Genomic DNA, 14,709 nt, shown 5'->3' with positions numbered 1-14,709 from the left:
CACCGACAATCTTCGCGCGCGCCGCCCGTGGCCCGATGGTGACCAGCGGAACGGGCCGGTGCGGCGCGGGATCCGGCGGCGGGGCCTACCCTGGACCAATGCACCCTCAGCCCGTCGAACCGGAAGAAGCCGCGGAGGCCGTCGGCCCCTCGGCGGTTCCGGCGCGGGCGGGAGAGGACGCCGAGGCCGCCGAACCGGGGACGTGTCCGGAACCGGCGACGTGGACGAGCCTGCCGGAGGCGGTGCGCGAGCGGATCGCCGAACTGGCCGCGGCCGCGGTCGCGAAACTGCCGGTCGCGGACGTGCCGCGGCAGCTGCGGCCGGTCGCGAAATTCGCCCCCGCCAAGCGCGCGAAGCTTGGCGGCACCGCGCTGCTCACGGCGTTAGGGGATTCGGCGCAGTTCCGGACCGCGGTCCTGGAATGGCTGCGCGAGCACCGGACCGACGCGCTGGACCCGAACGTTTCGGACTCCGTCTCGGCCGCTGCCGCCGCGGTGCTGCTCGGCGAATCCGGCGCGGCCGGACGCGTGCGGCTGGTGGCGAAGAACGCCGAGGAAACCGCGCTGCGCGCTGAGCGGGACGCGGCGCTGGCCCGGAACCAGCGGTTGGAAGTCGAAATCGCTGAGCTGCGCGCCGAACTGGAAGAGGCGCGCGGAGCGGTCGAGAGCGCGCGCGGCGAACGCGAGGCCGAGGTCGAGAAGCTGCTGCGCCGGCTGCGCGAGCAGGGCGTGCTGCTGCGGCAGGCCAAGGACGCGGCCGAGGCGGCGCGCGCCGAACTGGCCGACGGGGGCGCGACGCGGGAACGCGAGATCGAGATGCTGAACGTGCAACTCGACCGGGAACGTCGCCGGGTCGCCGCGGAACGCACTCGCGCCGAACGGGCGGTCGCGGACGCGGAGATGGCCCGCCAGTCGGCGCGCGAAGCCAGGGAGGCCGACGAGGTCCGGCTGGCATTGCTGGTGGACACGATCGACGGCGCGGTGCACGGCCTGCGCCGCGAACTGGCTTTGGGCGACCGCGGCGCGCGCCCTGCCGACATGGTGAGCGGCGCGCGGTCCGGACTCGGCCCGGGCGGGCGGATCCAGGACGTCACGGCGCTCGACCGGCATCTGGCGTTGCCGAACGTCCATCTCATCGTGGACGGCTACAACGTCACCAAAACGGGTTACCCGGAACTGGCGCTGGCCGATCAGCGAGACCGGCTGGTGCATCAGCTCTCGGCACTGGCGGCGCGCACGTCGGCGGAGGTCACGGTGGTGTTCGACGGGGCCGGCGTGCTGTCGGTGCCCGCCGCGGTGCCGCGCGGGGTGCGGGTGCTGTTTTCCGAGCGTGGCGTGCTTGCCGACGACGTGATCCGGTCGCTGGTCGCGGCCGAGCCGAAGGGCCGTCCGATGGTCGTCGCGACATCCGACCGGGCGGTCGCGGACTCGGTCCGCGCGGGCGGCGCGCACCCGGTGGCGTCGGCGGTTCTCGTCAGCCGATTGGGTCGTGTCTGATCCTGGCCGCCCTCGCGGCTCCGGAAATTGTCGGTGGTGCTTCCTACCGTTTGTTCCCGAGGCGATTCCCGGAACCGGTCCGGGGCCTCGCGGACGAACGGAGGCCCGGCAATGGGCGAGAACAAGCAGGAGCGGTTCGGAGTCGGTTCCGGCATGCGTGCGGCGGAGTCGGCTGGGGTTAGCGGGGGAGTTCGGTTCGCGGCGGGGCCGGGGGATCGGAACGCCGGGGTTGGTGGCGGGGCTCTTGAGCGCTCTCGGCCGTTGGATCATGGGGCTGCTGAGCGGTCGCGGCCGCCGGATGATGGGGCTGAGAGCTCTCGGCCGCCGGACCATCAGGCTGACGGGGCGGTTGAACGGTCCCGGCCGCTTGGTCGTGGGGCTGGCGTAGCTGCTGAGCGGTCGCGGCCGCCGGATGATGGGGCTGAGGGCTCTCGGCCGCCGGACTATCAGGCTGACGGGGCGGTGGAACGGTCCCGGCCGCTTGGTCGTGGGGCTGTCGTGGCTGCTGAGCGGTCCCGGCTGCCGGGTCACGGGGTTGGCGGTGACACTGACCGCTCTCGGCCGCCGGACGATCGGGAGGGTGAGGCTGTCGAGCGGTCCCGGCCGCCGGGTCACGGGGGTGGCGGGGAGGCTGACCACTCCCGGCCGCCACACCATCGGCATGGCGAGGCGGCTGAACGGTCCCGCCCGCCGGATCGAGGTGGTCACCCGGGCGGGGAGGGTCCGGCGGTGAGTCTTGCCACTGGGGTGAGTCCGGCCACGGGCCAAGCGCGGGACCGGGATCTGGAGGCGCGCCGGGAAAGCGGCGTTTCGTCTGGTTCCGGTGGAAGCGCTGCTTCCGAGGCTTCGTCCGGCGAGAGCGAGTGCGCGGAACCTGTCAGCCACCGGCGCTCAGCGCGACAGCACCCGGGCGCGGCACGAAGCGCGAAGCGGGCGAAACCCGTTGCCTCCCGCCAGGAAGAGCGGCGTCCGGCCGGTGCGGTGGACGTCGCGGTCGAGGACATCGACACGTTCGTCGTCGACTGCGACCGGTGTGCGGTGCGCGGGGCGGCGTGTGCCGATTGCGTGGTCAGCGTGCTGCTCGGGCCGCCGGTCGGCCTCGTCTGGGACGCGGACGAGCGGCGGGCTGTCGACGCGCTCGCCGAGGCGGGGATGGTGCCGCGGCTGCGCCTGGTTCCGGAGACCGACAGTAGGTCGGCGTGACACCAGTGGGTGACACTGGCTCGCCGAGCGGTCGCCTCGGTGCGGTGAACGGTAAGTAGTCGAAGGGGTCGTTTGTGCTGCCAGAGCGTGTGACTTAAGTCACGTGTAGCTGCTGTGCTGGTCCGATGGTGTTTCGCCGGACTACGGAGAGTTTTTACGGGGGGCCCGGTGGACGCGCCGACGGTCTTTTCGTAACCTGGCCGAGATCTCGCGCCAGTCAGCTGTCGGACGACGGCGACGCGGGATCGCCGCCGGTTCGGCTTTGTCGGGGAGTCAGGACCGGAACCAATCACCGTGCGCGGGAAAAGCTGTTGTGGCACACGACGGCCGGAACGCGGACGGGCAGCGTGCGCGAAGAGGGCCCCCGACCTCTTCCGCGCCGGGGTTCCGGCCACGGCGGCCCGACGAGCAAAGGAGACCCGCGCGGCCGTGCAGTCGCATCCAGTCAAGCGCGTGGTGTCAGGCGCCCTCGCGGCCGCCTCGGTGATCGCAGTCGTCGCCGTGGCGCAGCCAGCGGGCACCGCAGCCGCTTCCCCCCTCCCCGTCCTCCAGGCCCCGCCGGACTCCGGTTCGGACGCTCTCGCCAAGTACCGCGACCTCGCGGCGCAGGCGGAGAAGGCGAACGAGGACCTCCTGAAAGCCAAGGACGACCTCACTGCCCGCCAGGGCGACCTCGACAAGGCCAACGCGGACGTGGGCAACGCCCACAACCTCTCCGCGCAGGCCGCCGAGAACGAGAAGAAGTACAAGGTCGACGTCGACAAGTTCGCGAACGCGTCGTTCCTGTCCGGCGTGCAGATGAACAAGCTGTCCGCGCTGCTGGCGGGCACGTCGACGCAGGAGTTCCTCGACCGTTCGTCGGCGCTGGACCAGATCGCCTCGCAGAAGGCCGTCGCGCTGGAGAAGCTCCAGGGCGCGGTCGACCAGGCCAAGTCCGCCGAGAAGCTGGCCGCCGACGCCGCACAGCGGGCCACCGCGGCGCGCGACGCGGCGGCGAAGCTGACCGAGGACATCACGGCCAAGAAGAAGTCGCTCGACGACCAGGTCGCCGAGCTGAAGAAGACCTCGTCGGCGCTGAGCGCGGCCGACCGCAACGCGCAGAAGGACACCGGCGGCGACATCTCGGTGGACCTCGCGAACGCGGGCCCGGCCGCGGCGGCTGCCGTCCAGGCCGCGCTGAGCCAGCGAGGCAAGCCCTACGAGTGGGGTGCCACCGGGCCGAGCTCGTACGACTGCTCGGGCCTCATGCAGTGGGCCTACCGGCAGGCCGGCATCTCGCTGCCGCGCTCGAGCCAGCAGCAGAGCCAGACCGGCACGCCGGTCCCGCGCAGCCAGCTGCAGCCCGGCGACCTGGTGTTCTACTACTCGCCGGTCTCGCACGTGGGCATGTACATCGGCAACGGGATGATGGTGCACGCGCCGACCACCGGCGACGTCGTCAAGATCTCGCCGCTGCAGAGCCAGTACGTGGGCGCCCGCCGGGTCGCCTGACCGGACGCTCTCGCTCCCACCGGGGCGGTGCCGCATTGCGCGGCGCCGCCCCGGTGTTTTTTGTGGGGACGGTTCAGCGGTCGTGCGTGGGACTCTGCGCCGACTACCCGGTGATGGGCCGGCGCGCGGGCGAGTGGCGGGTCGATGCGAGCCGTGCGTCGGTTTCGTGTGTGGGACTGCGCGCCGATCACACGGTGAGGGGCCGGTGCGCGGTCGTGTGGCGACTCCGAGCCGCGTCGGGTTCGTACGGGGGACTGTGCACCGACCACCGGGCGATGGGCCGATGCGTGGGCGTGCGGCGGGTCGATGCGAGCCGTGCGTCGGTCGTGCGTTGGAACTGCGTGCCGGCCACTCGGCGATGGGCCGGTGTGCGGGCGAGTGGCGGGTCAAGCTGAGCCGCGCGTCGGTTTCGTCGCCGAGACTGCGCCCGCCAACCGGAGAAAGCGGCCAAGATCCAGACCGAGCAGGGCAGGCGGCCGCACGTTCCCGCTTCACCACGGCGGGCCCGCGGAATCGCTCGTCGGTAGCCTGCGGGGGTGCTGAGGACCCTGCTCGTGACGAACGACTTCCCGCCGCGCCCCGGGGGTATCCAGAATTACCTCAATTCGCTGGCCACCCGGCTGCCCGCGGACGACCTCGTCGTTTACGCGCCCTCGTGGGAGCGCAGCAGCGGCTCGCACGTCGAGTTCGACGCGGCCGCTCCGTTCGAAGTCGTGCGCCATCCGACGTCGTTGATGCTGCCCACGCCCGATGTCCTGCGGCGTGCGAAGCAGATCATGCGCGCCCGCGACTGTGAGGCCGTCTGGTTCGGTGCGGCCGCTCCGCTCGCACTGCTCGGGCATCCGCTGCGGCAGGCCGGTGCGCGCCGGATCGTCGCGTCCACGCACGGGCATGAGGTCGGCTGGTCGATGCTTCCTGGCTCCCGGCAAGCGCTGCGGCGCATCGGCGAGACGGTGGACGTCGTCACGTACGTCAGCAAGTACACGCGCAACCGGTTCGCTGCCGCGTTCGGGCGGCATGCTGGGCTCGAGATGCTGCCGAGCGGTGTCGACACCACGGTTTTCGCGCCGGACCCGGCTGGTCGCGAGGAAATCCGGGCTCGGCACGGGCTTGGCGATCGGCCGACCGTCGTGTGCGTTTCGCGGCTGGTTCCGCGCAAGGGCCAGGACATGCTGATCTCCGCGCTGCCCGCGATCCGTGAGCGCGTGCCTGGCGCGGCCTTGCTGCTCGTCGGGGGCGGGCCGTATCGCAAGCGGCTCAACCAGCTGGCTGCCGCGCTGGGGGTGGCCGACGACGTGGTCTTCACCGGCTCGGTGCCGTGGGAGGAACTGCCCGCGCATTACAACGCGGGCGACGTCTTCGCGATGCCCGCCCGCACGCGCGGCAAGGGGCTCGACGTGGAAGGGCTCGGCATCGTCTACCTGGAGGCGTCCGCGACCGGGCTGCCGGTGGTCGCGGGCACGTCCGGCGGGGCGCCGGAGGCGGTGCTGGACGAGGTGACCGGGCACGTGGTCGACGGCCGCGACCCGGGCCAGCTCGCGGAGACCCTCGCGGCCCTCCTGTCCGACCCGGTCCGCGCCCGCAGGATGGGCGAGGCGGGCCGTTCGTGGGTCGCCGAGAGCTGGCGCTGGGACACGATGGCGCAGCGCCTCTCGACGCTCCTGGACGGCGATCCGGTGGCGGCGGTGCGCTGACCCGGGCTCAGGGTTCGTAAATAGCCGGATGGCGCGGGTCGTCCATGCGGACCACGACGTCCGCGAGGGCGCTCGGGTCGACTTCGTTTTCGTAGCGTTCGTAGGCGGGCAGCGCCCATTCGTCGGACACGCGGCGGCGCAGCGCACCCGGCGAAAGCCACAAATGCACCACGAAATCGAACGCCAATCCCGCGCCCAGCAAGAACTCTCCGTCGACCAGGACGACGCCTCGGTCCGGGACCGGGACGCGCGGCAATCTGGTCGCCCGGTCGCGTTCGGCGTCCCACAGCGCGGGCAGGACCTCGCCGCTTCCGTCGTCGGCGAGCGGGTCCAGGACTTCCCGGCGCAGACCGCCTAAATCGAGCCAATCGGTATACCGTGCGTCCGGATTCTGTTTCCCGTGCTCGAAACGGAGTGACGCTGGTCGCAAAAAACCGCGGGCGGGCACGTGCAGCGCGGCCCGGCCGAGCAGCTTCAGCGGGTCGGTCAACGCCTCCGCGAGCGGGCCGGTTCCGGCCGCTCCGTCGACGGCGACGGCGATTCGCCTGCGGTGGGTGAGCGCGTCGACGCGCTCGGTCAGCTCGGCGGCGAGGGCATCGGGGGAGATGGGGCGGTAGCGCACGATCGCATGATCCCGCACCGGTTTCAGTCGGTCCCCGATGCCATGATGGCGGCATGGCCAACGAGGAGGGCAAGACCGGGCGGAGTGGTTGGGAGACAGCCGTTTCCCGCACGATGCCGTACCCGGGCAGCCGGGTGTGGGAGTTCCTGGTGGGGGACGGGGTGGAGATCTGGCTCGGCCCTGGCGTCGACCTGCCTCGCGAACGCGGGGCGGGCTACGAGACCGAACACGGCACGACCGGCGAAATCCGCAGCTATTCCGATGACCGGCTGCGGCTCACGTGGCGTCCGACGGACTGGGACCACGATTCCTTGCTGGAGCTCGAGGTCGCGGATCTCGGCAAGCGCAGCACGCTGAAGATCCGCCAGGAACAGCTCGCGGACGTGGCGGAAAAGGCCGAGCAGCGGGCATATTGGAAACAAGTGGTCGAGCGCGTCGAGGCGGCATTGGCCGAACGCTGACCGAACTGCCCAGGGGGTTCCAGCAGTGAGCGTCGACGAACACACCGAGGAAATCCCTTACGCGGACGCGGAATTCTGGCAGCGCCCGCACGAATGGCTCGCCCAGCGGCGCGAATCCGGCGCGGTTTGCCCGATCACCGCCCGCCGCGGAATCCCGTCGTATCTGGTCGGCGGATACGAGCAGGCGCGCGAGCTGCTCAACGATCCCCGGATCAGCAAGGACAGCGCCGACGTGCACCGGGTGTACGCGGCGAAGATCGGCCAGGACGTCGAGGTGCCGGAGTTCGGCAACCTGCTCACCCGGCACATGCTCAACAGCGATCCGCCGGTCCACACCCGGCTGCGCAAGCTGGTGAACAAGGCGTTCACCGCGCGCACCGTCGCGCGGCTGCGGCCGCGGATCCAGGAGATCGCCGACACGCTGCTGGACGAGATGGCCCGGCACGAGCAGGTCGACCTGGTGCAGGCGTTCGCCGAGCCGCTGCCGATCACCGTCATCTGCGAATTGCTCGGCGTGCGCGTCGAGGACCGCGGCCAGTTCACCGCCTGGTCGCACCTGCTGCTGTCGTTCTCCGAGGACCACGAGGCACAGGCCGCGGCGGCGCGCGACATGCACGACTACCTGCAGCAACTGGTCGAGAGCAAGCGCGCCGAACCGGCCGAAGACCTGTTGTCGGACCTCGTGCACGCCAGCGACGAAGGCGATTCGCTCGACGAGGACGAACTGATCTCGATGGCGTTCCTGCTGCTGGTCGCCGGGCACGAGACCACGGTCAACCTGATCGCCAACGCCACGTTCGCGTTGCTGCGCGCGCCGGACCAAGCGGAGAAACTGCGCGCCGACCCGAGCTTGCTGCCGGGTGCGGTCGAGGAGTTCCTCCGGTACGACGGGCCGATCAACTTCGCGACCCTGCGCTACACGGTCGACGAGATCGAGGCGGGCGGCGTCACCGTCCCGCGCGACGAGTTCGTGCAGATCTCGCTGCTGTCGGCCAACCGCGACCCGGAGAAGTTCCCCGACCCGGACACGCTCGACGTCACGCGCGCGCCCGGCGGGCACCTCGCGTTCGGGCACGGCATCCACTACTGCGTCGGCGCGCCGCTGGCCCGGCTGGAGGCGCAGATCGCGCTGGGCTCGCTGCTGGCGCGGTTCCCGGAGTTGAGCCTGGCCGTGCCCGCCGAGAACATCGTCTACCGGCCGAGTTCGCTGGTGCACGGCGTGCTGTCGCTGCCGGTGCGGCTGAACGGGGCGTAGCGGCTGTCACTGCGGAGCCGCCCGCCGCCCGGTTAGGGTCGGCGGGTGGAACCCAGTGCTGCCGACCTCCTCGCCCTCGACGCCGCCCACGTGTGGCATCCCTACGCGCCGATGCCGGGCCGCGTGCCGCCCCTGCTCGTGGAAGAGGCGAGCGGGGTGCGGCTGAAGCTCGCCGACGGACGGGAACTGGTCGACGGCATGTCGTCCTGGTGGGCGGCGGTGCACGGCTACCGGAACCCGGTGCTCGACGCGGCATTGGCCGAGCAGGCCGGGCGGATGAGCCACGTGATGTTCGGCGGGCTCACCCACGAACCGGCGATCACGCTCGCGAAGACGCTCGTCGCGATGACCCCGGACGGGCTCGAGCACGTGTTCCTGTGCGATTCGGGCTCGGTTTCGGTCGAGGTCGCGGTGAAAATGTGCCTGCAGTACCAGCGTTCCCGCGGGCTGCCCGGCAAACACCGGCTGCTGACCTGGCGCGGCGGCTACCACGGCGACACGTTCACGCCGATGAGCGTCTGCGATCCCGACGGCGGCATGCATTCGCTGTGGCGCGGAGTACTGCCGGAACAGGTTTTCGTGCCCGCGCCGCCGTCCGGGTTCGACACGCCGGTCGATGAGTCCTATGTGGACGAACTGGCGAAGGCTCTCGAGCAGCACGCGGACGAATTGGCCGCGGTGATCGTGGAACCGGTGGTGCAGGGCGCGGGCGGCATGCGGTTTCACCATCCCGGTTATCTGCGCGCGCTGCGCGAGCTGACTCGGGAACACGACGTATTGCTGGTGTTCGACGAGATCGCGACCGGATTCGGCCGTACTGGAAGGCTTTTCGCGGCCGAACACGCCGGCGTGACGCCCGACGTGCTGTGCGTCGGCAAGGCGCTCACCGGCGGCTACCTCACGATGGCCGCCGCGTTGTGCACGCCCGAAATCGCCGACGGCATCACGCGCGGCGAGCTTCCGGTGCTCGCGCACGGCCCGACGTTCATGGGGAATCCGCTGGCTTCCGCGGTCGCCAACGCGTCGCTCGGTTTGCTGGCCGAAGGCCGATGGCAGGCCGACGTCGAGCGGATCGAAACCGCGCTGCGCCAAGGGCTCGAGCCGGCTCGGGAGCTGCCGCACGTCGTGGACGTGCGGGTGCTGGGCGCGATCGGCGTGCTGCAGCTGGACCACGAGGTGGACATGGGTGTCGCGACGGAAGTGGTGACCGCCGAAGGGGCGTGGCTGCGGCCGTTCCGGGATCTGATCTACGCGATGCCGCCGTACCTCAGCACGGACGCGGACCTGGCGGTGATCACGTCGGCGATGCGGGCCGCCGCGGCGAAGGCCTGAGGTTACTTCGGGTTTGGCGTGGCTGCCTGTAGTGGATCTTGCCGGGTCGCGCAACCCGATCGTGGGTAATTCGATAAAGATCCACTCCATAGAGTGGTACATAGCGGACATTTCACAGGGATCCCGGTTTCCTGGTGATCATGAGACGACTTGCCGTGCTTCGCCACGACGTGCCCGCCTCGCTCGTGGTTTTCCTCGTCGCGGTCCCGCTTTCGCTCGGGATCGCCCTCGCGTCCGGCGCGCCGATCGTCGCCGGGCTCATCGCCGCCGTGGTGGGCGGCGTGGTCGCCGGCGCCCTCGGCGGCTCTCCGCTGCAGGTCAGCGGGCCCGCCGCCGGGCTGACCGTGCTGATGGCCGAGACGATCTCGACCTTCGGCTGGGCGGTCACCTGCCTGATCACCGTCCTCGCCGGGGCGCTGCAGATCCTGTTCGGCCTGAGCCGGGTAGCGCGGGCGGCGCTGGCGATCTCGCCGGCGATCGTGCACGGGATGCTCGCCGGGATCGGCATCACGATCGTGCTCGGCCAACTGCACGTGCTGTTCGGCGGGAAGGCGCAGAGTTCGGCGCTGGAGAACATCGCCCAGCTGCCCGCGCAGATCGCCGCGCACCACGACGCCGCCGCCCTGATCGGCATCCTGACCCTCGCCATCCTGCTGGCCTGGCCCAAACTTCCCGCTGCGGTAAGGAAAATCCCCGGACCGCTCGCGGCCATCGCGGTCGCGACGGCGGTGTCCCTGGTCGCCGGGATGACGCTGCCGCGCGTCGAACTGTCCGGCGACCTGCTGCAGATCCGCTTCGCGCCGCAACTGCCGGACGGCGGATGGGGCCAGGTCGCGGTCGCGGTGATCACGATCGCGCTGATCGCCAGCGTCGAAAGCCTGCTGTCGGCGGTCGCGGTCGACAAACTGCAGAACGGTCCGCGCGCCAACCTGAACCGCGAGCTGATCGGTCAGGGCGCGGCGAACATGGTGTCCGGCTCGCTCGGCGGCCTGCCGGTCACCGGCGTGATCGTGCGCAGTTCCACCAACGTCGCGGCCGGGGCGCGCACGCGGGCGTCGGCGATCCTGCACGGCGTGTGGGTGCTGGTGTTCGTGGTCGCGCTCGCCGGGGTGCTGAAGTCCATTCCGCTGGCCGCGTTGGCCGGGCTGCTCGTGCACGTCGGTGCGAAGCTGGTGAACCCCGGTCATCTGCGGCAGGTGCTGCGCCACGGCGATCTGCCGCTCTACCTGGTGACCGTCGCCGGGGTGGTCGTGTTCGACCTGCTGACCGGCGTGCTCGCCGGGATCGTGCTGGCGGTCCTGCTGATGCTGCGCCGGACCGTGTGGTCGGGCGTGCACGCCGAACACCACGGCGGCGAATGGCGCGTGATTGTCGAAGGCGTGCTGACGTTCCTGTCCGTGCCGCGGCTGACGAAGGTGCTCGGCACGATCCCGGCGGGCTCGAAGGTGACGCTGGAGCTGGTCGCCGATTACCTCGACCACGCGGCGTTCGAGAGCCTTTCCGCCTGGCAGCAGGCGCACGAACGGACCGGCGGCACGGTGGTCGTCGACGAGATCGGGCATCCGTGGTTCGCGAAGGGCAAAGAAGGGCGTCCGACGCTCCGGCGCACCGCGGCGGCCGGTGCGATGCCGAGGTGGCTGGCGCCGTGGTCGGCTTGGCAGGCCGCGGACGTGCGGGTTCCCGGGCAGCGGACGCACCGGGGTGCGACCGAGTTCCAGCGCCGGGCCGCGCCGCTGCTCAAGGACGTCCTCAGCGGGCTCGCGCACGCGCAAGAGCCGCACACGCTGTTCATCACGTGCGGTGATTCGCGGATCGTGCCGAACCTGATCACCACGTCCGGTCCGGGCGACCTGTTCACCATCCGCAACATCGGCAACCTGGTGCCGCCCGGGCAGGCGGACCCGTCGACCAATGCGGCGATCGAATTCGCGGTCGGGGTGCTGGGAGTGCGGGAAATCGTGGTGTGCGGGCACTCCTCGTGCGGTGCGATGGGTGCGCTGGCCAGCGGTCCGCCCGCGGACACGGCGCTCGCGTCCTGGCTGGTGCACGCCGAACCGAGCCGGAAGCGGGCGGGCGCGGTGACCCTCGACGGGGAACGGCCGGAGCGCGAACCGGACCGGCTGGCGTTGCACAACGTCCTGCAGCAGCTGACGCATCTGCGGCAGTACCCGCTGGTGGCCGAGGCCGAAGCGCGCGGCGAGCTGGCGCTGACCGGGCTGTACTTCGACGTGGGCGAGGCGCAGGTGTACCTGGCCGATCCGGCGAAGGGCGAGTTCGTGGCCGCGGGAGCGCCCGCGGCGGCCCCGGCCGGCTGACCCGGGCCCTCGCGCGTGCCCCCGGGTGCGCGCGAGGGAGCCCCGAGTGTTGACATCGGGGAGCACGGCAATATCTTGATGGCTCGTGACGACGCTCGTGATGACCGGAACCGGGACCGACGTCGGCAAAACGGTCGCCACCGCGGCGATCGCGGCGCTGGCCCTCGCGCAGGGACAACGCGTCGCGGTGCTGAAACCCGCGCAGACCGGCGTGCTCCCCGGCGAGGCGGGAGACCTCGCCGAGGTGGTGCGGCTGGCAGGCAAGGACCTGACGATCCGGGAGCTGCGGCGGTATCCGGATCCGTTGTCGCCGGAAGCCGCTTCCCGGCGCTCCGGGCTCCCGACTGTGGGCCCCGGGGAGATCGCCGCGGCGGCCAGCGACCTGGACGCGGCGCACGACCTGACCCTGGTCGAGGGCGCGGGCGGGCTGCTGGTCCGGTTCGACTCGCAGGGGAGCACGCTGGCGGATGTCGCGTGGTCACTGGGGGCGCCGGTGGTTCTCGTCGCGCAAGCCGGGCTGGGGACGCTCAACACGACTGCGTTGACCGCCGAGGTGGCTACCCGGCGTGGGCTGAACGTCGTGGGCGTCATCATCGGGTCCTGGCCGGCGGATCCGGATCTGGCGGCCTTGGAGAATCTTCGGGATCTGCCGGTCGCCGGCGGGGCGCCCTTGCTGGGGGTTCTTCCGGCTGGGCTGGGCGCGGCGGATCGGGAGACCTTCGCCGAGCAGGCTCGGCAGGGGTTGTCGCCGTGGTTCGGCGGGGAGTTCGATCCCGAGGCGTTCACGGCTGCTGCTTCCGCCCAGAACTAGCGCCGCGCGGATTGAGCGATCTCATCGGCTCGCGGGCCGGGTGAAGGCGATTTCTTCGCGGACTCGGGGCAATCAGGCCCGAGTCGCGGCGATCGGACGCGAGGCAACCGGTTACCCTCAGTTCCGCACACGCGCAGGGAAGGGAGCCTCGGGTGGTCGATTCCGCGGGCAAGGCGGCGCATCGGTCTTCGGCACACCGGTCTTCGGCGGTGGCCGAGGGGTGGTCGGTGCCGGTGTTGTTTCCGCCGCAGCGGCCGCGGGTGGTGGTGAAGGCTGATCTGCTTCCCGCGGTGAGCGTTCTCTCGACTGCTGCGTTGCTGGGGATTCCGCTGGGGTGGTTGTGGTCGCTGCTGGCTCCGGCGGAGAAGGTGCGGGTGATCGGGACCAACGGTCAGCTGGCGCCCCTGGAGCTGGAGAGCTGGCATCGGTTCGACGATCTGGCTGTGTTCGGGTTTTTGGCGATGGCTGCTGGGTTGTTGATCGGGCTGGTGGTGTGGTTCCTGCGCGAGCGGCGGGGGCCCGTTGTTTTGGTGGCTGCTGCTGGCGGGGCATTGGTCGCGGCTTGGCTGGGGACGCAGATGGGGCCTGCGTTCGCCAATTCGAAGTATTCGGTGGATGCGCCGCCTGCGTTGGGGGCGGTGATCGAGCAGGCGCCTCGGCTGGAGACTGGGTGGGTGGTGCTGGCCGCGCCGTTGGTGACGTGTTTGGTTTATGCGTTGATGACGGCGTGGAATGGGCGGGAGGATCTTGGGCGGCGGCTGGGGTGAGTTTGGCTCGTCGCCTGGCGGCGACATTGCGCTTCTAGGTGGGCCCACCACCCCTCAGCCTGATTGTGACTACGGGCGGCGGGTGCTTGTCAAGGCGGGAAAGATGCCTTGACAAGCACCCGCCGCCCGTGTTTTTGGCTTCGTATCGGGGTTGTGGGGGGTGTGGGTGCCTTTCTTCGTTGGGTGCGTCGGCTGCGGTGGGTGCGCGACTTAGGTGGTGGGTTGCGGTGGGGTTCGCGGTGGCGGTTTTAGCGCCCCAATGTGGCATTGGGTGCATGTGACGCACCGAATGCCGCATTGGGTGCATGTGACGCACCGAATGCCGCATTGGGTGCGTGGGACGCACCCAATGCGGCATTCGGGCGCATTGCGGCGGCGGGTGGGGCGGGCTGTGAAGGGCTCCTTGAGGGAATCTAGGTACGTGAAGGGGTCCTTCACGGCGCGCGGGAGGGCGTGAGGGGAACCCTGGGGGAATCAGGGGCAATGAGGGTGGCCCTCACGGCAGGCGCAACCCCGGGGGAGAGCTAGTTCAGGTCTGCGGGTTTGGTGAAGGTCGCCAGTTCGGTCGGCGGCAGGGGCACTGCGCCCAGGGTTTCCAGGAAACCGGCTTCTCGGGTTAGCAGGCGGCAGGCGATGCGCAGGCGGCGCAGCGGGTGCGTTTCCTCCAGCAGCAGCTGCCGGTCTTCCAGCGGGAGGAGGCAGTCGGCGGCTAGTTGGTAGGCGAGTTCGCCCAGGTCGGCGTCGTCGTGGGGTGGGCGCCAGTCGTCTGCGTGCCAGGCGGCTTCGCAGTATCGCTGGTGGGCGCCTCTCGCTACGTCGGCCAGTTGGCGGGCCGTTGACTCCGCGGTGGCGGGTACTGGGTCGTCGGGGAGCCAGTCGACCACGGCCATCAGGTACGGCGCGGACGCTCGGTGCAGTTCGCGCAGGCGGAAGCGGCGGGCTGCGCGGGTGACTACGTCGTAGCGGCCGTCGGGGAGGCGTTTCGCTTCGCGGAGGATCGTGCTGCAGCCCACGCTGTACACGTGGTCCAAACCACTGACCTCGCGGACGAGCGGGGCGCGCAGGGCGACCACGCCGAACTCGTGTTCCGGGACGTTGCCCGTGACGAGGTCCGCGGTGAGCTGCCGGTAGCGCGGTTCGAAGATGTGCAGCGGCAGGTGCGTCCCGGGGAGCAGCACGGTCTGCAGCGGGAACAACGGCAGGGTCGCCGTTCCGCTGGGGCACTGCTCAGACTCGGTCACGGCGTCCACGGTACGGGCTGC

General features: G+C 70.8%; 12 protein-coding genes. 10 read left to right on the top strand and 2 right to left on the bottom strand.

The window, feature by feature from the left end; translation table 11 throughout:
- Window positions 1–98 precede the first annotated feature (98 nt).
- The 4 genes from EIZ44_RS35340 (at window position 99) to EIZ44_RS35325 (ending at window position 5,884) form a co-directional block, all read left to right on the top strand.
- A complete protein-coding gene (locus EIZ44_RS35340; RefSeq protein WP_037809553.1) occupies window positions 99–1,496 on the top strand; it encodes an NYN domain-containing protein in 1,398 nt (465 codons plus the stop codon).
- A gap of 981 nt (window positions 1,497–2,477) precedes the next feature.
- Window positions 2,478–2,699, top strand: coding sequence for a hypothetical protein (locus EIZ44_RS35335; RefSeq protein ID WP_037358162.1), 222 nt, complete (start codon window positions 2,478–2,480; stop codon window positions 2,697–2,699).
- A gap of 429 nt (window positions 2,700–3,128) precedes the next feature.
- Window positions 3,129–4,190 carry a C40 family peptidase gene (locus tag EIZ44_RS35330; RefSeq protein WP_134733531.1) on the top strand — a complete coding sequence of 354 codons (1,062 nt, stop codon included), beginning with the start codon at window positions 3,129–3,131 and terminating at the stop codon, window positions 4,188–4,190.
- Window positions 4,191–4,726: 536 nt separating this feature from the next.
- Window positions 4,727–5,884: a glycosyltransferase family 4 protein gene (locus EIZ44_RS35325; RefSeq protein ID WP_200864282.1), complete on the top strand. Its 1,158-nt coding sequence runs from the start codon at window positions 4,727–4,729 to the stop codon at window positions 5,882–5,884.
- A gap of 7 nt (window positions 5,885–5,891) precedes the next feature.
- Here the strand turns inward: EIZ44_RS35325 and EIZ44_RS35320 are convergent, their stop codons facing one another.
- Window positions 5,892–6,506, bottom strand: a complete 615-nt coding sequence (locus EIZ44_RS35320; RefSeq protein ID WP_037810047.1) for a nucleoside/nucleotide kinase family protein — start codon at window positions 6,504–6,506, stop codon at window positions 5,892–5,894.
- A 53-nt stretch (window positions 6,507–6,559) separates the two neighbouring features.
- On the opposite strand from EIZ44_RS35320, the gene EIZ44_RS35315 reads away from it, so the two are divergent.
- The 6 genes from EIZ44_RS35315 to EIZ44_RS35290 all read left to right on the top strand — a co-directional run bounded on the left by EIZ44_RS35315 (window position 6,560) and on the right by EIZ44_RS35290 (window position 13,447).
- Window positions 6,560–6,967, top strand: coding sequence for an SRPBCC domain-containing protein (locus EIZ44_RS35315; protein WP_078870303.1), 408 nt, complete (start codon window positions 6,560–6,562; stop codon window positions 6,965–6,967).
- Window positions 6,968–6,992: 25 nt separating this feature from the next.
- Window positions 6,993–8,222 carry a cytochrome P450 family protein gene (locus EIZ44_RS35310; protein WP_134733529.1) on the top strand — a complete coding sequence of 410 codons (1,230 nt, stop codon included), beginning with the start codon at window positions 6,993–6,995 and terminating at the stop codon, window positions 8,220–8,222.
- Window positions 8,223–8,267: 45 nt separating this feature from the next.
- Window positions 8,268–9,554 (top strand): adenosylmethionine--8-amino-7-oxononanoate transaminase, encoded by a 1,287-nt coding sequence (locus EIZ44_RS35305; RefSeq protein ID WP_134733527.1) that lies wholly within the window; start codon window positions 8,268–8,270, stop codon window positions 9,552–9,554.
- Between the two features lie 140 nt (window positions 9,555–9,694).
- A complete protein-coding gene (locus EIZ44_RS35300; RefSeq protein ID WP_199817409.1) occupies window positions 9,695–11,869 on the top strand; it encodes a SulP family inorganic anion transporter in 2,175 nt (724 codons plus the stop codon).
- 85 nt (window positions 11,870–11,954) lie between these two features.
- Complete coding sequence (bioD, locus tag EIZ44_RS35295; RefSeq protein WP_134733525.1) at window positions 11,955–12,680, top strand: dethiobiotin synthase; 726 nt, start codon at window positions 11,955–11,957, stop codon at window positions 12,678–12,680.
- Between the two features lie 152 nt (window positions 12,681–12,832).
- Entirely contained in the window at window positions 12,833–13,447 is a 615-nt protein-coding gene (locus EIZ44_RS35290; RefSeq protein WP_134665739.1) for a DUF2567 domain-containing protein, read from the top strand.
- A 524-nt stretch (window positions 13,448–13,971) separates the two neighbouring features.
- Here the strand turns inward: EIZ44_RS35290 and EIZ44_RS35285 are convergent.
- Complete coding sequence (locus EIZ44_RS35285) at window positions 13,972–14,688, bottom strand: LON peptidase substrate-binding domain-containing protein (RefSeq protein WP_134665743.1); 717 nt, start codon at window positions 14,686–14,688, stop codon at window positions 13,972–13,974.
- Between the last annotated feature and the right edge of the window lie 21 nt (window positions 14,689–14,709).

This window comes from Amycolatopsis nivea, assembly GCF_004522235.1.
In the GTDB taxonomy this organism is placed as follows: domain Bacteria; phylum Actinomycetota; class Actinomycetes; order Mycobacteriales; family Pseudonocardiaceae; genus Amycolatopsis; species Amycolatopsis nivea.
The sequence above is the reverse complement of the archived record's forward strand: the minus strand, read 5'-3'. Positions and strand labels throughout refer to the sequence as shown.

Excerpts from the sequence above, each read along its gene's own strand:
- EIZ44_RS35340 (WP_037809553.1), top strand. The coding sequence starts at position 99 with ATGCACCCTCAGCCCGTCGAACCGGAAGAAGCCGCGGAGGCCGTCGGC.
- EIZ44_RS35315 (WP_078870303.1), top strand. The coding sequence starts at position 6,560 with ATGGCCAACGAGGAGGGCAAGACCGGGCGGAGTGGTTGGGAGACAGCC.
- EIZ44_RS35300 (WP_199817409.1), top strand. The coding sequence starts at position 9,695 with ATGAGACGACTTGCCGTGCTTCGCCACGACGTGCCCGCCTCGCTCGTG.